Consider the following 25328-nt stretch of genomic DNA (forward strand, 5'->3'; position numbering starts at 1 on the left):
CGAAGCAGACCGTAGGCGATGCCCCCTGATGGACACCGGAGTGAGGGGACGCCGAGCCTAGGCGAGGTGCCGTACGCTTGGGGCGAGCGTTTTTTTGCTTACTTTTTTTAGGCGCTTGTAAAAAAAGTGAGTCGCCGTCAGGCGAAACCGTAAGTGGCCGTTACCGCAGAAATGGATATGTACACCTGCAGGAGATTGGCCGGCTGTCAGGCCGCCATCGCGGGCAAGCCCAGCTCCCACAATGGATTGATGTACATCTGCAAGAGAATGGGTGGCTGTCCGGCCGCCATCGCAGGCAAGCCACACACTTTTGATTGATGTACATCCGCGGGAGATTGGGCGGTTGTCAGGCCGCCATCGCGAGCAAGTTCGGCTCCTACGAGGACTAGCTCGGGGCTGAGTTCTTGCGTTGTTGAGCCTGGGCGCAAATCACCCGGCGGCGATCATCGTCCGCCGAGCGCCATTCGCGGATATCTTCGACGTGGCGAAAACAACCCAGGCAGACTTTCTGCTCGTCCAGCCGACAGACGCTGGTGCACGGCGACGGCACCGCCGCACTGACATTGCTGTACAGCGGCTTTGGCGGTCGGACAGGCGCTGCCTCGGTCACCAGATCACAGCCCTTCGAAATCAAGCTTGGCACCGGCCTGCTCGCCGACAATGCGCTCAAGCATCTCGCCGAGCTGCTCTTCGCTCTTGTCACACATCCAGCGCTCGCTTTCTTCGTCGTAGTCGAAGTGGAAGCCGCCGGAGACTGCCGCCAGCCACAGCTGACGCAGCGGTTCCTGGCGACTGAAGATCAACTGGCTGCCGCTTTCGAACTTGACGGTGAGCACACCGGCCGAGCTTTCCAGATCAACATCCAGGCCACTCTCATCGAAAATATCCTCCAGCGTTTGCTGGGTGGCATCGACCAGATCGTGGAAACGGGCTTCAGTCAAACTCATTGCGGGAACCTCAAAAAGTGTCTACTCACGCTCAAGCGCCGCAAGATACGGCCGAGCCCCAGCGATTGCAAAGGATACCGACCAAGCATCGGACAAGAGTAGAAAATATCGGCACGCCTTGCGCCGCTTGATCGCTTGCCGGGGCAAAGGCCCGCCGGACGGGTGGTCCGTCGCATAGGCAAGCTGCCGGGTGGCCGGTATACTCCGGCGCAATTAACGCATTTTCAAGGATTTCGCCATGAAGCGCCTGATCTCTTCCCTTGCTGCGCTCGTCGCGGTTGCCTGCCTTGTCACTGCCTGTGGTCAAAAAGGTCCGCTGTATCTGCCCGATGACAGCAAATCCCCTGAAGAACAGGCGAAGTCGTCGCAGGCCAAAGCGCACCAGCACAGCACCAGTACCAGCACCTACTAAGGGAACATCATGGACGCTTTTAACTACCGTGACGGTGAGCTGTTCGCGGAAGGTGTTGCCCTGTCCGCCATCGCCGAACGCTTTGGCACACCGACCTACGTCTACTCCCGCGCGCACATCGAAGCTCAGTACCTGGCCTACGCCGATGCCCTGGCCGGTACGCCGCACCTGGTCTGCTTTGCGGTCAAGGCCAACTCCAACCTGGGTGTACTGAATGTCCTGGCGCGTTTGGGCGCCGGTTTCGACATCGTCTCCGGTGGCGAGCTGGAACGTGTTCTGGCCGCCGGTGGCAGCGCCGACAAGATTGTCTTCTCCGGTGTCGGCAAGACCCGTGAAGACATGCGTCGCGCCCTGGAAGTCGGCGTGCACTGCTTCAACGTCGAATCCACCGATGAGCTCGAGCGCCTGCAAGTCGTAGCGGCCGAGCTTGGCGTTCGTGCGCCGATCTCGCTGCGGGTCAACCCGGACGTCGATGCCGGCACTCACCCGTACATTTCTACCGGTCTCAAAGAAAACAAGTTCGGCATCGCCATTGCCGACGCCGAAGACGTGTATGTCCGTGCCGCCCAACTGCCTAACCTGGAAGTGGTCGGTGTCGATTGCCACATCGGTTCGCAACTGACCACCCTGCCACCGTTCCTCGATGCCCTCGACCGCCTGCTGGCGCTGATCGATCGCCTGGGCGATTGCGGAATCTACCTGCGCCACATCGACCTCGGTGGTGGTTTGGGCGTGCGTTATCGCGATGAAGAGCCGCCATTGGCTGCCGACTACATCAAAGCCGTACGCGAACGCATCGACGGTCGCGACCTGACGCTGGTGTTCGAACCGGGCCGCTTCATCGTCGCCAACGCTGGCGTGCTGCTGACCCAGGTCGAGTACCTCAAGCACACCGAACACAAAGACTTCGCCATCGTCGACGCGGCCATGAACGACCTGATCCGCCCAGCGCTGTATCAGGCCTGGATGGACGTCACGGCCGTGCGCCCGCGTGCAACTCCGGCACGCGCCTACGACATCGTCGGGCCAATCTGCGAAACCGGCGACTTCCTCGCCAAGGATCGTCAGCTGGCACTCGAAGAAGGCGACTTGCTGGCCGTGCATTCGGCCGGCGCGTACGGGTTTGTCATGAGCTCCAACTACAACACTCGCGGCCGCGCCGCTGAAGTGCTGGTGGACGGTGATCAGGCAATTGAAGTGCGTCGCCGCGAGACGGTAGCCGAGTTGTTTGCTGGCGAAAGCCTGCTGCCGGAGTAAACCCATGCTGCTGCGTTTTACCAAGATGCACGGCCTGGGCAACGACTTCATGGTCCTCGACCTGGTCAGCCAGCACGCGCACATTCTGCCCAAGCACGCCAAACAATGGGGCGACCGGCACACTGGTGTCGGTTTCGACCAGCTGCTGATCGTCGAAGCGCCGAGCAACCCGGACGTGGATTTCCGCTACCGGATCTTCAACGCCGACGGTTCCGAAGTCGAGCAATGCGGCAACGGTGCGCGCTGCTTCGCACGCTTCGTTCTGGACAAGCGCCTGACCGCCAAGCGGCAGATTCGCGTCGAGACCAAAAGCGGCATTATCGAACTGGATATCCGCAACGACGGCCAGATCAGCGTCAATATGGGTGCACCGCGCCTGGTGCCGGCAGAGATTCCGTTTCAGGCGCCCGCTCAGGCCTTGAGTTATCAGGTCGAGGTCGATGGCCAGACCATCGAGCTGGCTGCGGTCTCCATGGGTAACCCCCACGCCGTAGTGCGGGTCAGTGACATCAACAACGCGCCGGTGCATGAACTGGGGCCGAAAATCGAGAACCACCCGCGCTTCCCGGCGCGGGTCAATGTCGGTTTTCTCCAGGTCATCGACCGGAGCCGTGCGCAATTGCGCGTCTGGGAACGCGGCACCGGGGAAACCCAGGCCTGCGGGACCGGGGCCTGCGCTGCCGCAGTGGCTGCGATCAGCCAGGGGTGGATGGATTCGCCGCTATTGATCGACCTGCCCGGCGGGCGCTTGTCCATTGAATGGGCAGGTCCTGGCCATCCGGTGATGATGACCGGCCCGGCAGTACGCGTATACGAAGGACAAGTGCGTCTTTGAGTGAGCGAAATACATGACTGATCAGCCTCAGGTTCCAGCCCCACAGCCCGACGAATCCCCTTCCGAAAGCCTGGAGGCGGCGGCGATTGCCGCGTACCTGGAGGCTCATCCGGATTTCTTCGTCGAGCACGAAGAACTGCTCCCGGCGCTGCGCATTCCGCACCAGCGCGGCGACACCATCTCGTTGGTCGAACGCCAGATGAAAATTCTGCGCGAACGCAACATCGAGATGCGCCATCGCCTCTCGCAATTGATGGACGTCGCCCGCGACAATGACCGGCTGTTCGACAAAACCCGCCGACTGACGCTCGCCTTGATGGACGCCAGCAGCCTGGACGACGTGGTCATCAGCGTCGAAGACAGCCTGCGCCAGGATTTCCAGGTGCCCTTTGTCAGCCTGATCCTGTTCAGCGACGAGACCTTGCCGGTCGGTCGCTCGGTGACCAGTGCCGACGCACAAAAGGCCATCGGCGGCTTGTTGTCGGAAGGCAAAAGCGTCAGCGGCAGCCTGCGCGAACACGAACTGGACTTCCTGTTTGGCGAAGAACAGCGCAAGCAGATCGGCTCCACGGCGGTGGTCACCATCAGCCATCAAGGCCTGCACGGTGTCCTGGCGATTGCCAGTCGTGATCCGCAGCATTACAAAAGCTCGGTGGGCACGTTGTTCCTCAGCTATATCGCTGAAGTCATGGGCCGCGTACTGCCTCGGGTCAACACTTCGCTACGCTCGGTACGCTGACCATGGAACGACAACTGGACGCCTACTGCGAGCACCTGCGCAGTGAGCGTCAGGTGTCGCCTCACACGCTGGAAGCCTATCGGCGCGACCTGAACAAGGTCCTGGCGCACTGCAAAAAACAGAACATCAGCAGCTGGACCGCACTGGACATCCAGCGCCTGCGCAGCCTGATCGCCCGCCTGCACTCACAAGGGCAATCTTCGCGCAGCCTGGCGCGGCTGCTGTCGGCGGTACGCGGGCTTTATCACTACCTGAACCGTGAAGGCCTCTGCGACCACGACCCGGCCAACGGCCTGGCGCCCCCCAAGGGCGAGCGCCGCCTGCCGAAAACCCTCGACACCGACCGTGCGCTGCAACTGCTCGATGGTGCCGTGGAAGACGACTTCATGGCTCGCCGCGACCAGGCGATTCTCGAGCTGTTTTACTCGTCCGGTTTACGCCTGTCGGAGCTGACCGGGCTCAACCTCGAACAGCTCGACCTGGCGGACGGCCTGGTGCAAGTGCTCGGCAAGGGCAGCAAGACCCGGGTGCTGCCTGTCGGCAAAAAGGCCCGCGAAGCCCTGGAATTGTGGTTGCCGCTGCGCGCCATGGCGAACCCGGTGGACGATGCGGTATTCGTCAGCCAGAAAGGCCGGCGCCTTGGCTCACGGGCGGTTCAGGCGCGAGTCAAAGCCGTCGGTGAGCGCGAACTGGGGCAAAACCTGCACCCGCACATGTTGCGACACTCCTTCGCCAGCCACTTGCTGGAGTCCTCGCAAGACTTGCGTGCAGTGCAGGAATTGCTCGGCCACGCGGACATCAAAACCACGCAGATCTACACCCACCTGGACTTCCAGCACCTGGCCTCGGTCTACGACAGCGCCCATCCACGGGCCAAACGCATCAAAGGCGATGAGCAATGACAATCCAACTGATCACCTTCGACCTCGACGACACCCTGTGGGACACCGCCCCGGTGATCGACAGCGCTGAAGCCGTGTTGCGCCAGTGGCTGGCCGAGCACACGCCGAACCTCGGTGCCTTGCCGGTCGATCACTTGTGGACGATTCGCGAGCGGGTATTGAGCCACGAACCAAGCCTCAAGCACCGCATCAGCGCCCTGCGCCGCCGAGTGCTGTTTCACGCACTGGAAGAAGCCGGTTACGCCCATGAGCAGGCCAGCGAGCTGGCTGATCAGGGCTTCGAAGTGTTTTTGCATGCACGGCATCAACTGGAAATCTTCCCCGAGGTGCAACCGACGCTGGAGATTCTGGCCAATCACTACGCCTTGGGCGTAGTCACCAACGGCAATGCGGATGTGCGCCGGCTAGGGCTGGCGGATTACTTCAAGTTCATCTTGTGCGCAGAAGATATCGGCATCGCCAAACCCGATGCCCGGCTGTTCCACGAAGCCTTGAAACGCGGCGATGTAACAGCTGAGGCCGCAGTGCATATCGGCGATCATCCGGGCGATGACATTGCCGGCGCTCAGCAGGCGGGATTGCGGGCGATCTGGTTCAACCCGGCCGGTAAAGCCTGGGCAGCCGACAAGGCACCTGATGCCGAGATTCGCAGCTTGACCGAGCTGCCGGCATTGTTGGCGCGGTGGAACACCCAACACTGACCATAAATGACACACAATCCCTGTGGGAGCGAGCTTGCTCGCGATAGCGGAGTGTCAGCCGACATCAATTCTGAATGTTATGCCCTCATCGCGAGCAAGCTCGCTCCCACAAGGGTTGCGCCATGCATAAAACTTTTCCTTCACCCATGAAAAAGCCCGCAGCGACGGCGGGCTTTTTCAGCAAGCACGTAGCAGGCGCTTAGATAGGCCGGCTGCCGTACTTGTTATCAGGCTTCTTTGGCGGATCCGCCACCACGTTGGCCTCGACTTCCTGAACCTTGCCGCCTTTGGCAAGGAACTCTTCCATCGCGCGCGCCAGAGCATCACGCTCTTTGTTCTTGGCCTCGACACTCGGCAGCTCGTCTACCGACACCGCAGCCTTGGCCTTGCCTTTGGCGGTCGGGACCGGCGTGTCATCACCGCCATCGTCGTCAGCAACGTCTTCCGCCGCTGCTTCCAGGCCTTCTTCGGTCTCGTCTTCGTCGCCTACTTCGAGGTCGTCGTTTTCCAGATCATCGTCGCTCATGTTCTACCTCATGACTTGCGAAAAGCAGATTAGTTATAGCCCAGCTTTGTCGTCTGTCGACGACCGCTGGAAAAAAATCAACATCCACTGGTAACCAGCGGTTTATGCCTCTTCACCGTGCACGGTGGCGAGGACTTTGCGAGCACCGCCATGATCGCGGTGCTCACCCAGATAAACACCTTGCCAGCTACCTAACGCCAATCGGCCTGCCCTGATCGGCAGACTCAACTGACAGCCTAGCAAACTGGCCTTGAAGTGCGCCGGGAGGTCGTCCAGGCCTTCGTCGTTATGCTCATAGCCAGCTGTTCCTTGTGGGATCAGCCGATTGAAAAACCGTTCGAAGTCGCGACGTACCGCCGGATCGGCGTTCTCGTTGATGGTCAACGACGCCGAGGTGTGCTGCAGCCACAAATGCAACAGACCGACCCGACATGCCTGGAGTTCAGGCAGGCCGGCGAGTAACTCGTCCGTTACCAGATGAAAGCCCCGGGGCCGTGCCCGCAGGGTAATCAGAGTCTGTTGCCACATACAGTTCTCCGCACGTTCGGGGCGCATTCTAGCGCGCTCTGGGAAAAAACAAAGGCCCTAATATTCCTTCAATCATGTAAGCCATTGGCCGCAGAAAAACGCCCGCCACAAACACCCCTAAACGTGTACGAAAAAACCTTTCAGCCGTACTTTCAGAGACAAAATCCAGACAAAAAAATGCCCGGCAAGCCGGGCAAATTTTTATGCGCTTGCTTACATGTTGTAGCCGCGCTCGTTGTGAAGTGCCAGATCGATACCCACCGATTCTTCTTCCTCGGTAATGCGCAGCCCCATGACAGCGTCGAGCACCTTGAGGATGATGAACGTGGCGATCGCGGTGTAGATCACCGTGAAACCCACGCCTTTGCACTGAATCCAGACTTGTGCCGCGATGTCGGTCACGGTGCCGAAGCCACCCAGAGACGGAGCCGCGAATACACCCGTGAGGATCGCGCCGAGGATACCGCCAATGCCGTGCACGCCGAAGGCGTCGAGGGAATCGTCGTAACCCAGTTTGCGTTTCAAGGTCGTGGCGCAAAAGAAGCACACCACGCCCGCTGCCAGACCGATGATCATCGAGCCCATCGGGCCAACAGTACCCGCAGCCGGAGTGATCGCAACCAGACCGGCAACCACGCCCGAAGCGATACCCAGTGCGCTAGGTTTGCCGTGGGTCAGCCACTCGGCGAACATCCAGCCCAACGCCGCTGCGGCCGTAGCGATCTGAGTTACCAGCATGGCCATACCGGCAGTTCCGTTGGCGGCTGCGGCAGAACCTGCGTTGAAACCGAACCAGCCAACCCACAACATCGCGGCGCCCATCAGGGTGTAACCGAGGTTGTGCGGAGCCATCGGAGTGGTCGGGAAGCCTTTGCGCTTGCCCAGTACCAGGCACGCCACCAGACCTGCGACACCGGCGTTGATGTGGACCACGGTGCCGCCCGCGAAGTCGAGCACGCCCCAGTCACCCAACAGCGAACCCGGACCGCTCCAGACCATGTGTGCGATCGGCGCGTAAACCACGGTGAACCAGATGCCCATGAACACCAGCATCGCGGAGAACTTCATCCGCTCGGCGAAGGCACCGACGATCAGCGCCGGGGTGATGATGGCGAAGGTCATCTGATAGGTGACAAACACCGCCTCGGGGAACAGCGCCGTAGGGCCGGTAATACTGGCAGGCGTAATGCCGGCAAGGAACGCCTTGGCGAAGCTGCCGACAAAGGAATTGAAGTTGACGACGTTGGCTTCCATACCCGTTGTGTCAAACGCCATGCTGTAGCCATAAAGGAACCACAGGATGGTGACCAGGCCGGTAATGGCGAAGCACTGCATCATCAAAGAAAGAACGTTTTTGGAACGAACCATGCCACCGTAGAACAGCGCGAGGCCTGGAATGGTCATGAACAGCACGAGGGCAGTAGAGGTCAACATCCAGGCGGTATCGCCGGAATTGAGGACTGGAGGAGCCACCGGATCTGCCGCCATGGCCAGGCCGGGCATTACGATGGACAACAGGGCTCCTAGCCCTGCGAATTTACGCAGAGTCATTTTGTTTTCTCCTGGGGCGTTGGGTTTGGCGGCTTAGATTGCGTCGGTATCGGTTTCGCCGGTACGGATGCGAATAGCCTGTTCCAGATTGACCACGAAGATCTTGCCGTCACCGATCTTGCCGGTGTTGGCCGCCTTGGTTATCGCCTCGATAACCCGGTCCAGATCCTTGTCGTCAATGGCGACATCGATCTTCACCTTGGGCAGGAAATCGACCACGTATTCCGCGCCGCGATACAGCTCGGTGTGACCCTTCTGCCGACCGAAGCCTTTGACCTCAGTGACGGTAATGCCCTGCACGCCGATCTCGGACAACGACTCGCGTACGTCGTCCAGTTTGAACGGCTTGATGATGGCAGTGACTAGCTTCATGAAAACTCTCTCCCGAATTGGTGGACTTGCCCCAGGAAAACAAACCCGACTCAAGTCTAAGCGCAGTGCCTGGCTTTGTAACGCATCGTCGGCCCTACTCGCCCGACTGACGCCAGTTAACCGTTCCTGACGAAACTCCCCGCTCCGTCTGCCGCACTGCATTCGTCACAGCGACTGCATCAGTGCATGGGTCACAAGGGACTAAGCAGAAAGCTTGCCATCTCGTGAAAAACCACTGATTTCAATCCCTTGGCCGCTGCCGCAGGCGCTGATGCCCCATCACTGCCAGCGATACGCACAACAACAGTGCGCGAACGCCCGGCAACATGCGCGAAAAGCGTGCATTCGTGCCCGCGCCAATGACTATAGACACTGCGTGATACACTGCCGGCCATTGTTTCCAGGACATTTCTCATGCTCGCACCCAAAGACTTCCTTGATGCCCTGAGCGGCACCGCCTCCCGCCTGTTCAGCGGCGAAACCCCGCTGCCAAAAAGCGAAATCGAAAGCCAGTTCAAAGCCCTGCTGCAAAGCGGTTTCAGCAAACTTGACCTGGTGAGCCGGGAAGAATTCGACAGCCAGATGGTCGTCCTGGCACGCACTCGGGCACGCCTGGAGAGCCTTGAGGCAAAAGTCGCGGAGCTGGAAGCGAAGCTGAATCCAGCGGCTGAATAACGTGACCACCCACCCCGCTCCTGGCGTGGACGCGGGGGGCTTGCACTACCGAGAGCGAAATGAAATCCCGGACGAATGCAAGTTGGAAAGCGGCAGGACTAGCTGACGCAATACAGTTTAGAGAGTAAATAGTCGACCATGACTTTCAGCTTTTGAGACCCGTGTCTATTCGGCTGATACAGCAACCATGCCATGCCCTGTGAAGCCCCCACATAGTCCCAGCCTGGCAACACGGCATATAAGCGCTTTTCCTTGATAGCCTGGTCGGCCAGAGCAAAAGGCAAACAGGCAACGCCAAGATTACTTAGGGTTGCCTCAAGAACAGCTTCGCTGTCATTTGAGCAGTAACGTCCCTTTACGCTGATCTGAAATTTTTCTGCGTCGTTTATAAAATCCCATTTTTCTCCGTCAGAGTTTTCAGCCATGACGATACAACTGTGATCAGCCAAGTCCGCAGGGTGCAACGGAATACCATACTCGGCAATATATTCTGGGGAAGCACAAAGCATATAGCCAACCTTGAACAACTTTCTCCCTATCAATCCCAGTGGTGGTTTGTCGGTGATTCTGACACTGAGATCAATCTCATTAGAAATCAGGTTGAGCTCCGCATTATCAAATATGAACTGGACATTAATATCTGGGTATTTTCGCAAAAACTCAGGCATTAATTGGCTGAGTATATTATTCATCATTTTGGGGGCCGATATTCTTATCAACCCTTGCGGACGCACCAACTCTTCTTTCAACTCAAACACTTTGGACGAAGAATGCAATAACGCCTTGCAATGAGAGTAAATTTTCGCACCATCCTCATTGACTTTTAGCCGCCGAGTACTACGCTCCAATAATCGCAGTGACAGCGCTCGCTCCAACTTGGAAATTTGCCGGCTCACGGCTGAAGCCGAGACTCCCAGCTTCATAGAGGCATCAATAAAACTACCGGTTTCTACGACGACTGCAAATGCAGCCATACAGGGGAGCATTTCAATATGACCCTTATGCATATAGTTATCCTCAATCCTTTGGGAAGATGTTTTATTATCCGCGGACTGAAAACTCGTGAATAAAGCACTCATGATCAGCCATAACTATAAACAGTGGATGACACACCATTAAGACATAGCGTGCCTGGCACGCACGACTACATAAGCCGGTGCCATTTCATTATATTGAAACTTTGCTCCTCCTCGCAGGCTATTTACAAGGGGAAACAAATTTCTCTACCGACAAAGCCCTAGGGCTTACTTTTTATCCATCAACGCCCACAAACGCTTGTCTATCTCCCTAAAAATCTCAATGAAACAGATGAAGAATTATCGCTCCTACCAAGACCAGTACAATACCCGCTACCTGAATTATGCCAAGCCTCTCTTTAAAAAAGAGATAACCCAACACTGCTGCGATTCCGCCTGACAAAGTACTGATGACAGTAACCACCGATACCGAGCCGTTGACAACCCCAAACGAAAAAGCCGAAAAACCGCCAAGGTTCAATAAGCTGGCACTTGTCAGCGTGCCAAAACTTTTTACAGAGGGCAATTTCAGACCGGACTCTACCTTTAACACCAAGAGAAACAAGATGGATAGACCTACCGCGTAACCCAGCCACAACATAGTAATCGGGCCTAGCGACGGAAGTGCGTACTTACCCTGAATCCAGAAACTTGCGCCATATAAAAGTGCTGCGAGCAGACCGTAAACTATTGAAACTTTGTTTTGACGCTTGACCTTACCATCAGCATTATCATGTGCACTTGTCAGCAGCACCCCGACAACACAAACCGCGATCCCGACGAACTGGCTGAATACAATGACATCCCCACTGACCCATGCCAGCGCAGTAGTGAATACCCCATAAGATGTTACAAGTGGTGCAACAATTGCTGCCTTCCCCAATGCAAAAGCCTTAGAGAGCGCAAGGGCACCCGCGACCGTAAATATGGCAGCAGCACACCCTAATACCCAGACTTGTGTGGGAGCAGACAACGATTTGACAAGGTAGGCTGGATAGAGCAACAACAGAGCACTCATCAAGATAAAACCCAGCGCCTGACCAAAAAAAACGGCTCTTTTGACGCCAACAGCCCGGGCATTTAATCCTACAAGAAAGTCTGTTCCACCCCAAAATAACGCAGCAACAAAGCCCATCATTATATCCACAGCCAAAGTCCTTTTTTATTGGTTAATTTTTTTGGTCTGACCGCAAAAATAGGCTTAATCCAATTAAAAAGTCAAGTCTTTGCTTCGACACTACTTATAGTCGATGCATCTCCGAATCTGGAAGAGTACTGCATCCATACATTCAACAATGGCATGATCATCACAGTGGAGAACAAGGCAAGAACCAATAAAATACTGTAAGTAGTTTCTGACAAAATGCCTAACTCAAGACCAATGCTCAACACCACCAGCTCAACCAGTCCTTTTGTACTCATCAACACGCCAACTTCCACGGCCGTTACCGACGTCAGTCCGCAGATTCTACTACCCAAATAGGTACCGCCAATTTTTCCAAGAAATCCGCCCAGAGTGAAGAGCGCTAGCCACCCCCATACGCTACTCTCTGAAAATGAACCAAATGAGGCTTGAAGCCCAGAGTACGCAAAGAATAATGGAGTGAGAAATGTTCCAGAGAATCGACCGATTAAACTTCCCCAATTACGCTCAAGTCCTGGGACATCGCAAAAAACGTACGCGGCTACTATTGCTCCAATGGCGTGGTGAAAGCCAAGTCTCGCGGTAATTTCCGCACTGACCAAGCAATAGCAAAATGCAACAGACAACTGAATGCGGCTACTTCCCGTCGACTTCATAAACTGCAAACCTGACACTGACGGACGTATAATGTAAAAGGAAAATATGAAGAACCCGATTAGTAGTAATGTCTTGCTCAGAGTTTCCAGAACATCAGTCTCACCCACCGAATGGAAGGCTACCAAAAGGGCCACACCTAACCATGCAAATACATCGGTATAGATTGCGGATGAAAGTGCGTATGACGCCGAGGCAACACTGATATTTTTGGCATCCGCAATGATCCGTACTAATACGGGGAGCGCCGTGACTGAAAGTGCCAACCCACAAAAAAGTACATAAGACCAAAATGCTTGGCCAGGAGCCATATCCTCCTTGGATAAAACAGCTATCACACAACCGATTAAAAACGATGAAAACATTCCGAACAGGGCTATCGTGATTGGGATAAACCTCGCTACCGGCGCCCGATCGAAGTGACGAGCGGGGGCGTGCCAAGCAATTTCAAACATCAAAAGCACCAACCCCAACTCTGCAAGCACTTTCAAGTTACTCAACGAGTCTGCGAAAAACAAAAACTCGGAAACGTTCGGAAAGAGCGTCCCCATGACTGACGGACCTAACAGCAGACCCGTTGCAATCTCTCCAATTACCCGGCTTTGTCCGAATCTCTCGGCAACTCTACCAAGCAAGATGGCAACGGCCAAAATAAGACAAACCTGAAGCATCCAATGCGACATAAACTCTCCCTCGAGACAAACAGCACTACACGGTTTATTCAACGCAGCAAAAGCACGCGGCTGCCCGAAAGCAGCCGCCCCGTATCAGGTGTGGTGCAAGCGCAAGGTTTCATGAACGACTCTGGAATGCTCGACAAGGACTTGGGGGTCCTCATGGACAAGGTACACAAATCCCCACGTTGATAAGAAATCCTGGGTGTCCTGTATATATTCCCCTTCCTTCACCAACAGATTGATATCGTGCACAGAGGACAGCCTTGAGACGGCCTCTAACCCTGATATCGATTTAATTTCCCCTGGCTGTGTATTGATTAGGCAACAAATACAAAAGTGCTTGATGTAAGCGACATCGCGAAAATCGTCCGTCGCCAGCCCCAGAAAAATATCCAGGTTCAAACTGTAACAGTTGAGCCCGGTACACGCTTCCACCAGAAAAGGTACATTTGCACCTGGCAAGCGCCCGTTTTGCTCAATGATGAAATGACCTTTTTCGTTGATCTTGAACTCAACATCATTGATCCCGAAATCGGCCTCCAGCGCTTCGTTCACTTGGCTGATATAGGCAAAAGCCTCAATAGCTTTTCCGCTCAAGGGCGGAAGGGATCGTATGTTTTTGTAGACGCTAGGATTGTTGCCGACACTGATTTTTTCGTATTCCGCGAAACACAAAATCTGCTTTTTTTTACTTTTCCCAAAATTCGCCGTGGCGATAAAATACTCAGGACCTTCAATAAACTCTTCAATGAGCGCCCCCCGCTCCTCCTCCACATGCCCCTCGTTGGCGGATTCGATCGCGGCCAACGCCTTGTAAACGTCACCTCGGCTATGACAAACCTTTACGTTTTTGCTGCCAGTCCCCTGGCTAGGCTTGACCACTGCCGGGAAATCCAACGTCAGTAACTCACCCTTGAGCATTTGATCGAGAGACATTTGGGTCGATTGGGTAGCAGGGACACCGCACAATCCGAGCTGCCGCTTCATAGCGAACTTGTTGGTTCTCGCCTGTCGCGTCTCCATCGGATTACCGACCAGAGCGAAGTGTTGCGCAAGCCGGTCGCTCATTTTAAGTGCCGAATCCGATCCCGGAATGATTGCCTTGATGTTGAGGCCGGAGAGTTTCTCAACGGCTTCATCAAATTCATAAGCCTTTATGGATTCTGAAAACCCCTCGCAACTATGCAGACGATGAAGCATGCCCGGAAACCTGTCGCGGGTAGTGAGAGCAATGGAGCGGAACCCTTTCTTCGTAATCTCACTACCGTAACGACGGCCGGAACTCACCGGATCGATAACCACGATAGCTGGGGCGGCGGTGGTCATGATCATATCCCCCGCATTGCGTCGTACATGTATCGGTAGTATCGGACTGCGACGTTGTATCGAATGAGCACTCCCATCGCCAGCTCTTGGACTACCTTCGCGCCACCGTGGGAATAATGCTGCAGAACCGTGTCGAACCACACCTCACTGTGATGTGTATCAATACCGATATGAGCCTTGTGGTAAGCAATCACTTCCTTGGGTTGATTCAGGCGCTCCAGTGCCTGAGTCGTGGCACCAAACCTCGTGGGAGCAGACCCTTCGACAAGCCCCATCGCACCGATCAAGCGCATGTTGTATTCACGACGCGTTGCCCACATCAAAAGAATGTTGCCGTTCATCAAACACTCTTTAGGAGGAATCTCAGGGGTGATGTTCTTTTGAGCAAGGATATTTCGCATGTAAGCCGATGAGATCTTGAACATTGAAGTGTGGACAAAATCAAAGTCCCCATTCCCCATTTCATCCCAATAGTTCTCACCCGCAACCATCTTGCAATTTATCGGCATCCCCAGCTGCACGACAGCCATCAAATCATCGAACGAGCCGTCCACCATCTCTTCCATACATATGTAATATGCTACTTGCTCAAGCGTCGCACTGTTTTTCATGTATTCAACAAAGAAGCCGATATCTTCGTTAATTTTTCTTTCGCAATCCAAATACCATATCAGAAACTCTTCTTTTTTGGTTGGCAGTTCACGCAAGTCAATTTTGGCTTCTTCCGCGATCGTCCATTCATCTTCAATGCGTTCGACCCCCTCACGCAGGGTGCGCAGATGTCTACCCTGCCCAACCAACGCCGCCGGATCGTTCAAGAAGCCACGATAGTAATCGGCAATATATTGCTGGCCATCACGTTGTTCAAAGTCCATTTCTTACCTCCTCAGCAAATCACAATTGGCCGCTCACTTGACTTCAGATCAAATGCTTGGTGGGAAGGCCCGACCTCATAAAGAATTTGCATCTTCTCATGCGCTTCCTTCAACGTAGGAACATGCCCCTCGTCAACCCACCACATCACCACGCGGGGTTTATTGATCGGAAGGAACCACTCGCTGCCTCTCTTTCGAAATTCGTTATGAGGAGTCTTATACAAAAAATCTTTCAATGCCTCCGGACTTTTCCATAATGAAAGTGTATAGAGATAGCCCTTCCCCCATAACTCGTCCAAAAGCGCCTGATCTTCATTTAACTCGCGCCAAATAAAACCCGAGTGCTGCTCTGCAAGATTGTTCACGTACTGAGTAGACTCGTAAAAACCCTTCATACGAGAATCGTTTTTTGGAAACCGGGGTTTTACCAGATCAAACTGCGCCAAGACTGCCATTCAATAGTGATCCCACATTTGAATTTCAATTATATTTCGATCAGGGTCTCTCACATACACGAATGTACAAACCCCGATACTGTCGATTACTTGACTGACGAGCTTTCCAAGCATCCAGCCACCACCCCTGATAACTTTAGAGCAAACATCATCCATATTCGAAACCTCAAAAGCCAGATGAGTCAGGCCCTTTGAATTGGCGTAGGTCATTTCCCGTTCTCGATTCTCAAAATATTGGAAAATCTCCAGAGTCGGGCCTTCCGGGCCATAGCCCGGCAATTTCAAATGCACGCCTTCAAGTTGTGCATTCTCAACGCCTGTCCCCCCGGAAACACCTACCCCGGACAAATATCGAATCGGCCCAATCTGTTCACAACCAAAAACATCAGTATAGAATCTGGCGAGACTTCTCCAGTCCGAAGCAATTAGATTGGTATGACTGTATTTGATTGTACTCATGCTCAGGAACCCAACTTATTCATCAGTCTCGAAAAACAAATGTCTCGTGCTCCACATGACGATCACGGTTTCGTGCACGCTCCCATGTCGTATTCAGAATAATTCGTTGAACATTTTGAGTCAGTGGCTTGACCCGATGCAGCGTGGTGTCTGCCTTAAGTAGATAGACATCCCCTGTCATATGGAAATACGAGTCGATAGTGTTTTCTACCAAAAGATTTTCAACCCTCGGGTTCTTCTTATCCCAATGGGTATGCGGCACACACTCCAGCAACCCGCCGGATTCGATACCAGGAGCCTCTACAATCCAAATGATCGTGTATGGGTAGTCACCCCAGTGCCAACCATGGGTATCACCTGACTTATGCTGACTATTGATAATATAGTTATCCCACTTCCAAGGCGTTGGAATGACCTCTTCCTTGACAATATTGGCAATCAGACTCATCAAATATTTTGAGTTATAAGCCAGTGGAATATATTTGCCAAACTCCTCAATATTGTCCCGACTGACATTGCTCAAATAGCGAGGCGTATTACCAGTGGATTCAATTAGAAAGTCACGACGCTTGGCATGATTTGCCATCAGATACTTCACGTCGGCCATAATTGAATCCCGCACATGAGGATCAATCAAATGATTGATTTTTAGGTAGCCGTCACGTGCAAATCGGTGTTGCTCCCAAAAAAAATCTCGCTCCTTATATGGGTCGCTGCCCAGAATATCAAAATGCGCTTCGTCGACATTCACAACATCCAGGTTCTCGGCCATCATTAATTCCTTTTATAAACGCTAGTAAGTTATCAATTTATTGCGGCGCTAGAGATCCTATCCAGCTTTCAAAGCCGGATAAACGCGGGCAGAGGAACTACAGTCATTCGCCAGACGAAGTAATACGGTGCGCCAGCACACGGCAGCCCCACGCTTCAACTTCATTATTTTGCGGAAAAGTAATTAGCAACATACTGTGACGTATCTAGTTGTTTCAACTTCCCGCTGAGCCACGTACACCCGTCTACGCTTTTGAAACCGCAGGAAGCGGGTCCCATCAACTCAAGGAATGATCATGTCTCTGGCTATCGTCCACAGCCGCGCCCAGATCGGTGTGGAAGCGCCCGCCGTTACCGTAGAAGTCCATCTGGCCAACGGCTTGCCGTCGCTGACGATGGTGGGCTTGCCGGAAGCTGCGGTGAAGGAAAGCAAGGACCGGGTGCGCAGTGCGATCATCAATTCCGGGCTGCAATTTCCGGCGCGGCGCATCACCTTGAATCTCGCCCCGGCCGATTTACCGAAGGACGGCGGGCGCTTCGATCTGGCGATCGCCCTGGGGATTCTGGCAGCCAGTGTGCAGGTGCCGACTTTGACACTGGATGACGTGGAGTGTCTGGGCGAGCTGGCGCTGTCAGGCGCGGTGCGGGCGGTTCGTGGTGTGTTGCCGGCGGCACTGGCGGCGCGCAAGGCCGGGCGATCGCTGATGGTGCCGCGGGCAAATGCCGAGGAAGCGTGCCTGGCGTCAGGACTGAAGGTCATTGCAGTGGATCATCTGCTGGAAGCGGTCGCGCACTTCAATGGCCATACGCCCGTGGAACCGTTTGTTTCCAATGGTTTGCTCTATGCCAGCAAACCTTATCCCGATTTAAATGAGGTACAGGGCCAGATTGCGGCCAAGCGTGCATTGTTGATCGCTGCTGCAGGGGCTCATAACCTGCTGACATTGTGATAGGTTACAAAACACTCCAATAAGCAAGCAAGCGACCAACCATCTCATGATCAGCAAGGCGTACTCCTACATCCGGTTTTCCTCCCCCGAGCAAGCCAAGGGTGATAGCTACAGGCGACAACGGAAAGCCGCAGAAGGGTACTGCTCAGAGCACGGGATAGAACTTGCGTCGTCACGCGAATACACGTTCCTCGATAAAGGGCGGAGTGCCTATAAGGGTCGTCACCTTGACGATGAAGGGCAGTTACGGAGATTCCTTGACCTTGTCGAAAGCGGCGCCATCGAACGTGGTAGTTACTTGCTCATAGAATCGCTGGATCGCCTTTCACGTGAAAAGGTGAGTACCGCCCTACCGCGATTTATGGATTTACTCAACAGCGGCATACGTGTCGTTACCCTGTCAGACAACCGCTTGTACACCGAGGACTTCAACGAGCTGGATTTGATTATCAGCATCGTCCATATGAGCCGTGCCCACAACGAAAGCTCGATAAAAGCTCAGCGTCTGTCGTCAGCTTGGGACAACAAGAAGACACTTGCACGGACTCAACTCAAGCCATTGGGCCGGGCGTGTCCAGCATGGCTCGAACTGAGGGATGGTAGATATCAACCTATCCAACAACGCGTTGAAACCATTGGATTGATCTTTGAGTTGGCAATCGCTGGTTACGGACAAGGCGTCATACCACGGATGCTGAATGAGAGGGGCATACCCGTCTTTGGCAGTCGCAACAGAAACCATTCTGGGGCGTGGGGCACCAGCAGCGTTTCCAAGATATTGGGCAACCGTGCGTTGCTTGGCGAGTACCAACCGACTCATATTGTTGATGGCATGCGAGTAAATGACGGAGAGTCAATCCTTGGGTTCTTTCCCTCAGTGGTTGCCGAGGATGTTTTTTATCAAGCACAGGCTGTGCGGGCTGAACGCAGAATACATAAGACAGGAAAGCAATCGAAGCGATTCAATGTCCTACAGGGTGTTGCCAAATGTTTTACGTGCGGCGATGCAATGCATGTCGTTAACAAAGGAAGACCGCCCAAGGGCGCGACCTACATTCAGTGCCACTCGGCACGTAAAGGCGTGTGCAAAAACGGATACATTCGCTTGGAACGCATTGAGTTCACACTGCGTGAAATTCTCGCGAAAGTTGACTCACTGAGCCTCGTACAAACGAGCAAAGGTGAAGCACTGAAGCAGCTCAAAATCATAGAGGGAAAACTTGAAGGAGTGAGTCAGCGTCACTCGCAAATGAATGCCGATTACTATGCGTCACCGTCAACCTCAGTCGCACAAATGATTTCCAAACTGGAAGCAGAACAAGCCTCCTTGCACATAGAAAAAGAACATTTGAAACAAAGCGTCGCAGCCTCTCAAATCGTCTCCAAGGAGCATTTCTTCGAACGCCTAGACCTTACCTCATACGAAGGCCGTCACGCCGTAAACAGCCTCCTGAAGCGGCTAGAGTTGTACATCTTCGCTATAGGTCACGACCCAATACACCAGTCGTACTTCATCTCAGATAAAAACCAAATCCCTCACCCCTTTACACCAGAATTCGAAAGCTTGCGCTTCACTGCAAACCACATCGGCGACGATGTCATCATCCATGCAATTCGAGACGAACTCATTGACCTACAGGTACTACAAGGCGAGCTAACTCCGCTTCAGGCACTGCTTGAGAGAACCGAGTCGTGGGATGAGTTACCTGGTGATGTGATCTTTCAGCTGATCAAAAGAAGATAGCCACAGCCGATTCTGCCCGCGTGACTCACGCCCCTATCTGCAACAAATAGGACAGTGGATGCCGTCACCCAAACAGTCCAGGAGTTGGAGGTTTATGGTGGCGGTGAATGCAGTACGTACGCCCGACCGCGAGCCGTTAGCCCTGCAAGAAGTGACCAAGGCCGATTTCCACACAAAAACCAAACCCGCCCCAAAATTTTCAGCCTCATGTTTATGAATTTTAGTTTTTCAATCTGCAATATAAGCTGGGGCGTTCCCCCTGAAATTCTGGTGTGAAAGCCAGTGCTGCTTAATCACAAAATCCGGCGCCAGCTAGAAAGGTCCAAGCGGAACCATAAATAAGTGGGCAAGCAATCTTGTGGCGCCCGATCGAATCGGTGCAACGTTGTTACCTTTTTCCCTCGCCATCCGAAGTGCACACAGACTACACAAGGACACTTGGAGCCTCCACTGAAGGAAGTACCGCTAATAAAACATCGACAGGCTTCGCGAAATTATTACTTCACTACTGTGCGGGAGCCCCCCAAAGCCCTGACATCCTAAACTTGCCGTCTGCTTCTTTTATCACAACGATGCGCTCATAAAATTTTCCAGCTGCATACACATTTACATAATTAAAGGAATATATTTCCCCATTAAACCCATCAGAGCTTTGGGAATACGCCACGCCAGCAAGCTCTGATTTACCCGGAGCTCCAAGTTGCAGCCTACCAATAGCCATATTTGAAACAAAAGAATTTTTCGTTGTTTGCGATTTAAAAAAATCACTTGTCTGACTATCCCAAAGAAATTCATATTTTTTCTGCTGGATGGATTCCAGTATTTTATTAGCTGCTTTCGTTGCATCACTTTCGTCACGTGCATCTCTCGCCAACGCGGAAGCGGCAGCCGTAAAGCAGAGGAACACAACCAGAAAATATTTTTTTACCAATATACTCATATTCATGTGATCAGTCCTTATTGGCTGGATGAACAGCGGCGTTCCTTTCTAAACTCTACCGGGTACTTCGTATAGTCCGCATATGCAATCTCTGGGCAATCGGACTCTGAATTAAGTATTGGTGGATCAATAACTGGCCGAGGTCTAGCTCTCAGAGATTCCATGACTGGCGTAACACTCTGCACCGAAGACCTAATTAAAAGTTTAGGAGTACCAGAACTAGAACTAGAACTAGAACTAGAACCAGATAATGCACTTACTATATATTTAATATCTTTCGGCCAACCAAACAGCACAGACGAAAACATTGTAATCGCAATCACGATCACAAAAAGAAGTGAAAACCACGTAAATACCAATGCGGGAACTCTCATGTCTGGGCTCGCAAGGCTTGACAGTCTTGCGAATACAACAAGCGATGTCATGAGCAAAAGCATAATAATTGTGCCAACAAGAGCCACGCCATAGTCCAGCTTGAATACGCGAATAATAACTATTACACTAGCAATCCCTGCAACTCCAAGTGCATACTTAAGAGCTGGGACTGCCTTTATACTTTCGCGTAAAATTGAAAGCGGGTCCATAGTAAAAAACTCCAATTTCAAAATTGCTCATACATCAGCACTCGAATCAAAGCCTACACTCAGCTTTCCAATTAGATATTTAAATTAACTTACAAGGCTAAAAGCCCGAGAAGCACATAATAAACAAACAAAAATTTATGTGCAGCATCGTAGATACAACGCTAGTCCAGCAATGCGAATTTGGCAATTGGCCTTTTTTGGGGTCACAGAGGCTGGGCGTTCATCTGATGTCCTTCATTTCTCGCTTGATCCTGTACACCGTGGCAATACCACACTCAGCCAACTTGGCAATTTCATCAGCAGACATCGTTGGATGCTTCCGCATCAGCGACTGCACCTCAGCCCACTTAGCAGCATTCCTTCCCTTTCCAGACGGCTTCCATTCAGGATCAGCAGCACGTTTGTTTTCCAGACCCTGCCTGATGCGTTCCACTCGCTTCTCTTGATCCAACCTTGCCATGGTTGCCATCAAATCAATCAGCATGTTGTTGATCACGTCCATGATTTGCCCAGTGATTCCCTGAGCCCCTACCAGCATGTGACTGGTAGGTAGATCAGCTACAACCAGACGTAACCCCTTTGCCTTGATAGTGGCCTTGAGAGTGTCCCAGTCAGCCTGTGAGAGGCGACTGAGGCGGTCTACGGACTCAACCAATAACACGTCTCCCTTCTCGGCAGTATCGAGCAGAGCGAGCAACTGAGGACGGTCGAGCTTGGTGCCACTGATGTTCTCTGCGTAGACGTCAACGATGGTCAAACCTTTTTCCGCAGCGAACAACTCCAGGGCGACTTTTGCACGAGTGGCGTCTTGGTCTTTGGTCGATGCACGGAGATAGAGGTGGGCATTCACGGCAAATTATCCTTTATCATTCGATCTTATAGACAAATGATAAATGAATCATATAGCTTTCCACAATAGTCTATTGATAGTGATTTCCTGATCGCTATCGCACTACCGGATAGGTCTACTACTTTGATAGCGATCATTGCCTGAGCTTGAGAATTCCAGCGGTGATGGCGGATGCGTTCCTGTCGATGGTTTTCAGCGCGGTTATGGCGTTCAAATGAACAACAGGCTCACCCTGTAACCTTACCCATAGGGATAACTCTTCGATTGCAGCAGCCAAAGCGTGCTGGTTGTGTAGCAAGAGGGTCAGCACATCTGCTGTGGCTATGTGGGCATCTGTGTTGTCTGGCATGGCGGTCGTCCTTGGCTGGTAGTGTGGGAATGAGTAACGGCATAAGAACTACCATTCTTATAACCTACCTCGCCAACACACTTTACATGGGGTTACCCTAGTTGTTTTGAACTTCAACGGAGGTTATAGCGGCCCCTCCATGAGCTTTCACGCAGACGTTCCCGAATTGCTTTCCGAGGTTGGTAACCTTTATCGCCCCTCGAACTATCGTGACCACAAGCGCAGGCGTTAATGCTACCTCCTGCCTGTAAGCCTCTACTCTTGGTGAGTTCTCCAGCTCGTCATAAACCACGTTGTCAGTATAGGCATAACCGGACGGTGTTTCTGCTAATCCGAGGCGACACAAATTATCAAGGTACATCGGCACCAAGTCGGGCAACTCAAGCTTTGCCTTTTCTCCAAACAACGAGACGTTAACGGCCACGTCATAGCTACCTTTGCTGAAGTCCTTTTCGCCAGCTCTAACGGTAACAAGAGGAAATACTACGGGCTCCATGAAGTAGGCGATCAACTTCGCCTCATCGGGAGTCAGTTGCTTGATGATCTCCACGAACGCGGGGTGAGCCCCATCAGCAGTGTTCTTGTCCATGGCAGCAGCAAGGAGGTTGGCGTACATGTCGCTCAACGATTCTTCATGCCCTGTGTAACGCAAAGCCTCGATTGCAGGGCCAGCCACATTCGGCTTTGGAGTGACGATGTCCTCAGGCAAAACGTCCTTCAGGCGATCCGCCACCTTCGTCGATATGAACTCCTGGCATTTGTCATAGCCCCAAACCAGCATACCAACAGGGGCGAGAGCGACGTTGATGGCCTTACCAACTGTCTCCAGTGATTTACCAATCTGTTTTGCTACTGGCCGAATTGCATCCTCGTAAATTGGGACAGCCTTAACCAAGCCTGTCACAGCCTCAATAGTCGCCTTGACGTTGTTGTCACCGCCAGCCTCGTCACCCATTGCTTGCCCCTGATCCCTGTAATGACTTCATAAGTCAGAATGCCATGATCACAGTTGCTCAGACAAAGGAATTGCCTACTCGTCAGCAAATCAGTGAGCTGTCATCTGTTGACATGACTTCTCAAACTCTTCGATCAGGTCTTGTAGACCAATCCCAAGGACTTTACACAAGTCGCGAAGCTGCACGATGTCCAAGCGACGTGTACCGCTTTCAACATCACTCATGAATGACTGCGGGCGACCCAGTGCTTTTGAGCACTCAACCTGAGTCAGGGCAGCTGCTTTCCTGTGTTTCTTCAGTAGGGTCAGTAGAGCTGCGTGTTCGGGTCTATGGATCGTCTTGGGCATTGGCTGGATGGCTTCGGTTGGGAAGTCTTGCAACCTATATCTGGTTTTCAGATATCTGAAATTCAGATAAAATTGTTCCTGCTACGCCCACCCCTCTCTAAGCAAGGATTAATCATGAACGATCAGCTCTACTACCTGACCAGACAGAAGAAGAACACAAACCACATCTTGCACCTGCTGATGTGCATCCCGACTTGCGGACTGTGGTTATTCGTCTGGGGTATAACGATGCGTAGCAATGATTGGCATAACCGGAAAATTGACAAACAGATCAGGCAGATTTTGCAACGCAGGGGTTAGTGCGAACTATCTATCAACAGGATTGTTTTTCAGGGCAGGATGTTCATTATTGTTGGTTGTTGGGTTCTCGCACCTTTCAAGGGGGTAACCTTCAAAGGGGATGCCACCTCAAAGGGAAATCCATACCAACCAATCAACATTACAAACCAACCTCCCTGTCAACATCCTGTTGGAACGATAGCCTCCAAGCGAATCACTCTTGAGCTGAAGGCTCGTTGTTGTCCCCCTCGATGCATTGGGCATGAGTGGTATTGCCCAATGAACGTCCGTTCAGGTTAGTTGGAATAGGAATACACTCGGGCGAACGCCCAATGTCTCTGCACCTCAAATGCGACACCACTGGAAATGTTATCCAAACAAACAAATACACAATGACAAATACCAAATGAGCTCAACAGCTCTTGATTGTCCAGTGCAGAAAAGACACCGTAGGTCGTCAGGGTTGTCACGACAGGCTGGCCTGTCAGTAGTGATCTCTTTTTAGGTTGGTTGGTATTATCTGTTTTTGTTTATCTGGATACCATTCAAGTGGATCAGCTTTGAACTGACGTTCGAGTGGTAACAATCTCAGTCGTACCGACTGGAGGTAACCCCTTCCAAGGTGCGAACAGAAACTCCTTTATATAATAGGAATTTCTCGCTCCCCTTCTATTCCGGTGTTTCCAGACGAGTTCTTTCGTAACATTTTGAAAAAACCTACGGGAGAACTACGTGGCAATGGCGAGGTCGTCCGCTACACCTGCCGAGCTAACTGCTTCAAGGTGCAGGTTGCCAACTGGGCGATACCACTCTTCAATGTAGCGATTGCGGCGGTAGTCATCGCCTCTGAAGATCAGTCGGGGGTTCACTACCAGCTTGATTTCGCCCTTGCGGATATTGCCATTCCGCGAGGTGGACACTCGTAGCATGTTGGCATCGATCAAAGTCTTCAGCTTCTTCATCAGGTTCGACTCAATGACTCCCAGCTTTGTTGCCAAGTCAACCTGAGTCATGATGATGACGTTGCGGTAGAGAACAAGACCATGCAGTTTCTCAAGCAGGCGCTGTTGGGGCATTGTGATCCGGCAGTCAACACCGGTGCGACGCCATTCACCGACAGCATGGTCCACTTCATCACGTAACAAATGCAGTTCGTGGGGTGGCAGTTTGCGTCGATCAACGAAGCTTAGGTGATCCTGGAAGTCGTCCACACTTCGGCACTTGCCCAGCTCACATTTATAGTTGGCAAGTCCAGTTAAGACTGATGACTTGCTATCGTGCCCAAAGAACTCTCCGGTGCGTTCATCGAAGATCAGGCCGTTGATGCAGGCGAGTGCGATAGCTTGTTGTTCTTGGTGCGTATTGCTCATGGGTGGTTCTCCTGTTCAGTTCATTTCGATAGGCATTCCTCTCGGGTGTTGCCGGTTAAGTTGGTAAATCGCAGACAAAAAAATACCAATCATCTGGCACTGTATGGGTGCGGGACGTGTTCGGTATGTTTTGCTGA

The 25328-nt window shown here is 52.8% G+C and carries 29 protein-coding genes and 1 pseudogene; 9 read left to right on the forward strand and 21 right to left on the reverse strand.

Annotated elements, in window-relative coordinates; genetic code table 11:
* Positions 1–385 precede the first annotated feature (385 nt).
* Positions 386–610: a DUF1289 domain-containing protein gene (locus tag AC1DIG_RS22975; RefSeq protein ID WP_477769241.1), complete on the reverse strand. Its 225-nt coding sequence runs from the start codon at positions 608–610 to the stop codon at positions 386–388.
* Between the two features lie 4 nt (positions 611–614).
* Positions 615–947, reverse strand: a complete 333-nt coding sequence (cyaY, locus tag AC1DIG_RS22980) for an iron donor protein CyaY (protein WP_019694235.1) — start codon at positions 945–947, stop codon at positions 615–617.
* A 238-nt stretch (positions 948–1185) separates the two neighbouring features.
* On the opposite strand from cyaY, the gene lptM reads away from it, so the two are divergent.
* Genes lptM through AC1DIG_RS23010 form a run of 6 tightly spaced genes read left to right on the forward strand, consistent with a single transcriptional unit; the run spans position 1186 to position 5793 of the window.
* On the forward strand, positions 1186–1359 hold the full coding sequence (gene lptM, locus AC1DIG_RS22985) for an LPS translocon maturation chaperone LptM (protein ID WP_477769153.1): 174 nt from the start codon (positions 1186–1188) through the stop codon (positions 1357–1359).
* Between the two features lie 9 nt (positions 1360–1368).
* Positions 1369–2616, forward strand: coding sequence for a diaminopimelate decarboxylase (gene lysA, locus AC1DIG_RS22990; RefSeq protein WP_477769154.1), 1248 nt, complete (start codon positions 1369–1371; stop codon positions 2614–2616).
* A 4-nt stretch (positions 2617–2620) separates the two neighbouring features.
* The gene (dapF, locus tag AC1DIG_RS22995) at positions 2621–3451 is read left to right on the forward strand and encodes a diaminopimelate epimerase (RefSeq protein WP_477769155.1); all 831 of its coding nucleotides are present in this window, start codon (positions 2621–2623) and stop codon (positions 3449–3451) included.
* 13 nt (positions 3452–3464) lie between these two features.
* Complete coding sequence (locus tag AC1DIG_RS23000; protein ID WP_477769156.1) at positions 3465–4190, forward strand: DUF484 family protein; 726 nt, start codon at positions 3465–3467, stop codon at positions 4188–4190.
* Positions 4191–4192: 2 nt separating this feature from the next.
* A complete protein-coding gene (gene xerC, locus AC1DIG_RS23005) occupies positions 4193–5092 on the forward strand; it encodes a tyrosine recombinase XerC (protein ID WP_477769157.1) in 900 nt (299 codons plus the stop codon).
* Positions 5089–5793, forward strand: a complete 705-nt coding sequence (locus tag AC1DIG_RS23010) for an HAD family hydrolase (protein WP_477769158.1) — start codon at positions 5089–5091, stop codon at positions 5791–5793. The genes xerC and AC1DIG_RS23010 overlap by 4 nt, the downstream gene beginning before the upstream one ends.
* A 199-nt stretch (positions 5794–5992) precedes the next feature.
* Here the strand turns inward: AC1DIG_RS23010 and sutA are convergent, their stop codons facing one another.
* From sutA to glnK, 4 genes are all read right to left on the reverse strand, one after another.
* Positions 5993–6319, reverse strand: a complete 327-nt coding sequence (sutA, locus tag AC1DIG_RS23015) for a transcriptional regulator SutA (RefSeq protein WP_019694242.1) — start codon at positions 6317–6319, stop codon at positions 5993–5995.
* Positions 6320–6421: 102 nt separating this feature from the next.
* Positions 6422–6847: a secondary thiamine-phosphate synthase enzyme YjbQ gene (locus AC1DIG_RS23020; protein ID WP_019694243.1), complete on the reverse strand. Its 426-nt coding sequence runs from the start codon at positions 6845–6847 to the stop codon at positions 6422–6424.
* A 213-nt stretch (positions 6848–7060) separates the two neighbouring features.
* A complete protein-coding gene (locus AC1DIG_RS23025) occupies positions 7061–8398 on the reverse strand; it encodes an ammonium transporter (RefSeq protein WP_477769159.1) in 1338 nt (445 codons plus the stop codon).
* A gap of 33 nt (positions 8399–8431) precedes the next feature.
* Complete coding sequence (gene glnK, locus AC1DIG_RS23030) at positions 8432–8770, reverse strand: P-II family nitrogen regulator (RefSeq protein WP_002555808.1); 339 nt, start codon at positions 8768–8770, stop codon at positions 8432–8434.
* A 414-nt stretch (positions 8771–9184) separates the two neighbouring features.
* Between glnK and AC1DIG_RS23035 the strand changes: the two genes are divergently transcribed.
* Positions 9185–9445: an accessory factor UbiK family protein gene (locus AC1DIG_RS23035; protein WP_477769160.1), complete on the forward strand. Its 261-nt coding sequence runs from the start codon at positions 9185–9187 to the stop codon at positions 9443–9445.
* A 98-nt stretch (positions 9446–9543) separates the two neighbouring features.
* Here the strand turns inward: AC1DIG_RS23035 and AC1DIG_RS23040 are convergent, their stop codons facing one another.
* The 8 genes from AC1DIG_RS23040 to AC1DIG_RS23075 all read right to left on the reverse strand — a co-directional run bounded on the left by AC1DIG_RS23040 (position 9544) and on the right by AC1DIG_RS23075 (position 16823).
* The gene (locus tag AC1DIG_RS23040; RefSeq protein WP_477769161.1) at positions 9544–10452 is read right to left on the reverse strand and encodes a LysR family transcriptional regulator; all 909 of its coding nucleotides are present in this window, start codon (positions 10450–10452) and stop codon (positions 9544–9546) included.
* Positions 10453–10741: 289 nt separating this feature from the next.
* Entirely contained in the window at positions 10742–11596 is an 855-nt protein-coding gene (locus tag AC1DIG_RS23045) for an EamA family transporter (protein ID WP_477769242.1), read from the reverse strand.
* Between the two features lie 83 nt (positions 11597–11679).
* Positions 11680–12942, reverse strand: a complete 1263-nt coding sequence (locus AC1DIG_RS23050; protein ID WP_477769162.1) for a cation:proton antiporter — start codon at positions 12940–12942, stop codon at positions 11680–11682.
* A gap of 84 nt (positions 12943–13026) precedes the next feature.
* Positions 13027–14262: an ATP-grasp domain-containing protein gene (locus AC1DIG_RS23055; RefSeq protein ID WP_477769163.1), complete on the reverse strand. Its 1236-nt coding sequence runs from the start codon at positions 14260–14262 to the stop codon at positions 13027–13029.
* Positions 14263–14264: 2 nt separating this feature from the next.
* On the reverse strand, positions 14265–15137 hold the full coding sequence (locus AC1DIG_RS23060; protein ID WP_477769164.1) for an iron-containing redox enzyme family protein: 873 nt from the start codon (positions 15135–15137) through the stop codon (positions 14265–14267).
* A gap of 11 nt (positions 15138–15148) precedes the next feature.
* Positions 15149–15592, reverse strand: coding sequence for a DUF3291 domain-containing protein (locus AC1DIG_RS23065; protein ID WP_477769165.1), 444 nt, complete (start codon positions 15590–15592; stop codon positions 15149–15151).
* The gene (locus AC1DIG_RS23070) at positions 15593–16051 is read right to left on the reverse strand and encodes a VOC family protein (RefSeq protein ID WP_477769166.1); all 459 of its coding nucleotides are present in this window, start codon (positions 16049–16051) and stop codon (positions 15593–15595) included. It abuts the gene before it with no gap.
* 22 nt (positions 16052–16073) lie between these two features.
* The gene (locus AC1DIG_RS23075; protein ID WP_477769167.1) at positions 16074–16823 is read right to left on the reverse strand and encodes a HalD/BesD family halogenase; all 750 of its coding nucleotides are present in this window, start codon (positions 16821–16823) and stop codon (positions 16074–16076) included.
* A gap of 295 nt (positions 16824–17118) precedes the next feature.
* On the opposite strand from AC1DIG_RS23075, the pseudogene AC1DIG_RS23080 reads away from it, so the two are divergent.
* Both AC1DIG_RS23080 and AC1DIG_RS23085 read left to right on the forward strand, forming a co-directional pair.
* Positions 17119–17763, forward strand: a pseudogene (locus tag AC1DIG_RS23080) (magnesium chelatase domain-containing protein); the annotation flags it as partial.
* Between the two features lie 55 nt (positions 17764–17818).
* Positions 17819–19516, forward strand: a complete 1698-nt coding sequence (locus AC1DIG_RS23085) for a recombinase family protein (RefSeq protein WP_477769168.1) — start codon at positions 17819–17821, stop codon at positions 19514–19516.
* Positions 19517–20021: 505 nt separating this feature from the next.
* Here the strand turns inward: AC1DIG_RS23085 and AC1DIG_RS23090 are convergent.
* The 7 genes from AC1DIG_RS23090 to AC1DIG_RS23120 all read right to left on the reverse strand — a co-directional run bounded on the left by AC1DIG_RS23090 (position 20022) and on the right by AC1DIG_RS23120 (position 25191).
* Positions 20022–20462, reverse strand: a complete 441-nt coding sequence (locus AC1DIG_RS23090; protein WP_477769169.1) for a DUF4019 domain-containing protein — start codon at positions 20460–20462, stop codon at positions 20022–20024.
* An 11-nt stretch (positions 20463–20473) separates the two neighbouring features.
* Positions 20474–21040, reverse strand: a complete 567-nt coding sequence (locus tag AC1DIG_RS23095; protein ID WP_477769170.1) for a hypothetical protein — start codon at positions 21038–21040, stop codon at positions 20474–20476.
* 220 nt (positions 21041–21260) lie between these two features.
* Complete coding sequence (locus tag AC1DIG_RS23100; protein WP_477769171.1) at positions 21261–21890, reverse strand: recombinase family protein; 630 nt, start codon at positions 21888–21890, stop codon at positions 21261–21263.
* 133 nt (positions 21891–22023) lie between these two features.
* Positions 22024–22239: a hypothetical protein gene (locus AC1DIG_RS23105; RefSeq protein ID WP_477769172.1), complete on the reverse strand. Its 216-nt coding sequence runs from the start codon at positions 22237–22239 to the stop codon at positions 22024–22026.
* Positions 22240–22336: 97 nt separating this feature from the next.
* Complete coding sequence (locus AC1DIG_RS23110; protein ID WP_477769173.1) at positions 22337–23194, reverse strand: DUF4393 domain-containing protein; 858 nt, start codon at positions 23192–23194, stop codon at positions 22337–22339.
* A gap of 90 nt (positions 23195–23284) precedes the next feature.
* Positions 23285–23542, reverse strand: a complete 258-nt coding sequence (locus AC1DIG_RS23115; RefSeq protein ID WP_477769174.1) for a helix-turn-helix domain-containing protein — start codon at positions 23540–23542, stop codon at positions 23285–23287.
* 1007 nt (positions 23543–24549) lie between these two features.
* Positions 24550–25191: a replication/maintenance protein RepL gene (locus tag AC1DIG_RS23120; RefSeq protein ID WP_477769175.1), complete on the reverse strand. Its 642-nt coding sequence runs from the start codon at positions 25189–25191 to the stop codon at positions 24550–24552.
* Positions 25192–25328: the final 137 nt, after the last annotated feature.

The sequence above is a fragment of the Pseudomonas sp. 05N431 genome (genome assembly GCF_056397005.1).

What these genes read in the sequence shown, in the direction of transcription:
- AC1DIG_RS23105 (WP_477769172.1), bottom strand. Translation starts at nt 22,239, where the DNA reads ATGCCAGACAACACAGATGCCCACATAGCCACAGCAGATGTGCTGACC.
- AC1DIG_RS23035 (WP_477769160.1), top strand. Translation starts at nt 9,185, where the DNA reads ATGCTCGCACCCAAAGACTTCCTTGATGCCCTGAGCGGCACCGCCTCC.
- AC1DIG_RS23000 (WP_477769156.1), top strand. Translation starts at nt 3,465, where the DNA reads ATGACTGATCAGCCTCAGGTTCCAGCCCCACAGCCCGACGAATCCCCT.
- AC1DIG_RS23055 (WP_477769163.1), bottom strand. Translation starts at nt 14,262, where the DNA reads ATGACCACCGCCGCCCCAGCTATCGTGGTTATCGATCCGGTGAGTTCC.
- AC1DIG_RS23025 (WP_477769159.1), bottom strand. Translation starts at nt 8,398, where the DNA reads ATGACTCTGCGTAAATTCGCAGGGCTAGGAGCCCTGTTGTCCATCGTA.
- AC1DIG_RS23120 (WP_477769175.1), bottom strand. Translation starts at nt 25,191, where the DNA reads ATGAGCAATACGCACCAAGAACAACAAGCTATCGCACTCGCCTGCATC.
- AC1DIG_RS23110 (WP_477769173.1), bottom strand. Translation starts at nt 23,194, where the DNA reads ATGGGTGACGAGGCTGGCGGTGACAACAACGTCAAGGCGACTATTGAG.
- sutA (WP_019694242.1), bottom strand. Translation starts at nt 6,319, where the DNA reads ATGAGCGACGATGATCTGGAAAACGACGACCTCGAAGTAGGCGACGAA.
- AC1DIG_RS23070 (WP_477769166.1), bottom strand. Translation starts at nt 16,051, where the DNA reads ATGAGTACAATCAAATACAGTCATACCAATCTAATTGCTTCGGACTGG.
- AC1DIG_RS23060 (WP_477769164.1), bottom strand. Translation starts at nt 15,137, where the DNA reads ATGGACTTTGAACAACGTGATGGCCAGCAATATATTGCCGATTACTAT.
- AC1DIG_RS23085 (WP_477769168.1), top strand. Translation starts at nt 17,819, where the DNA reads ATGATCAGCAAGGCGTACTCCTACATCCGGTTTTCCTCCCCCGAGCAA.
- AC1DIG_RS23090 (WP_477769169.1), bottom strand. Translation starts at nt 20,462, where the DNA reads ATGAATATGAGTATATTGGTAAAAAAATATTTTCTGGTTGTGTTCCTC.
- dapF (WP_477769155.1), top strand. Translation starts at nt 2,621, where the DNA reads ATGCTGCTGCGTTTTACCAAGATGCACGGCCTGGGCAACGACTTCATG.
- AC1DIG_RS23115 (WP_477769174.1), bottom strand. Translation starts at nt 23,542, where the DNA reads ATGCCCAAGACGATCCATAGACCCGAACACGCAGCTCTACTGACCCTA.
- AC1DIG_RS23045 (WP_477769242.1), bottom strand. Translation starts at nt 11,596, where the DNA reads ATGGGCTTTGTTGCTGCGTTATTTTGGGGTGGAACAGACTTTCTTGTA.
- AC1DIG_RS23010 (WP_477769158.1), top strand. Translation starts at nt 5,089, where the DNA reads ATGACAATCCAACTGATCACCTTCGACCTCGACGACACCCTGTGGGAC.
- AC1DIG_RS23050 (WP_477769162.1), bottom strand. Translation starts at nt 12,942, where the DNA reads ATGTCGCATTGGATGCTTCAGGTTTGTCTTATTTTGGCCGTTGCCATC.
- cyaY (WP_019694235.1), bottom strand. Translation starts at nt 947, where the DNA reads ATGAGTTTGACTGAAGCCCGTTTCCACGATCTGGTCGATGCCACCCAG.
- AC1DIG_RS23075 (WP_477769167.1), bottom strand. Translation starts at nt 16,823, where the DNA reads ATGGCCGAGAACCTGGATGTTGTGAATGTCGACGAAGCGCATTTTGAT.
- lptM (WP_477769153.1), top strand. Translation starts at nt 1,186, where the DNA reads ATGAAGCGCCTGATCTCTTCCCTTGCTGCGCTCGTCGCGGTTGCCTGC.
- xerC (WP_477769157.1), top strand. Translation starts at nt 4,193, where the DNA reads ATGGAACGACAACTGGACGCCTACTGCGAGCACCTGCGCAGTGAGCGT.
- AC1DIG_RS23095 (WP_477769170.1), bottom strand. Translation starts at nt 21,040, where the DNA reads ATGGACCCGCTTTCAATTTTACGCGAAAGTATAAAGGCAGTCCCAGCT.
- lysA (WP_477769154.1), top strand. Translation starts at nt 1,369, where the DNA reads ATGGACGCTTTTAACTACCGTGACGGTGAGCTGTTCGCGGAAGGTGTT.
- AC1DIG_RS23065 (WP_477769165.1), bottom strand. Translation starts at nt 15,592, where the DNA reads ATGGCAGTCTTGGCGCAGTTTGATCTGGTAAAACCCCGGTTTCCAAAA.
- AC1DIG_RS23040 (WP_477769161.1), bottom strand. Translation starts at nt 10,452, where the DNA reads ATGCATAAGGGTCATATTGAAATGCTCCCCTGTATGGCTGCATTTGCA.
- glnK (WP_002555808.1), bottom strand. Translation starts at nt 8,770, where the DNA reads ATGAAGCTAGTCACTGCCATCATCAAGCCGTTCAAACTGGACGACGTA.
- AC1DIG_RS23020 (WP_019694243.1), bottom strand. Translation starts at nt 6,847, where the DNA reads ATGTGGCAACAGACTCTGATTACCCTGCGGGCACGGCCCCGGGGCTTT.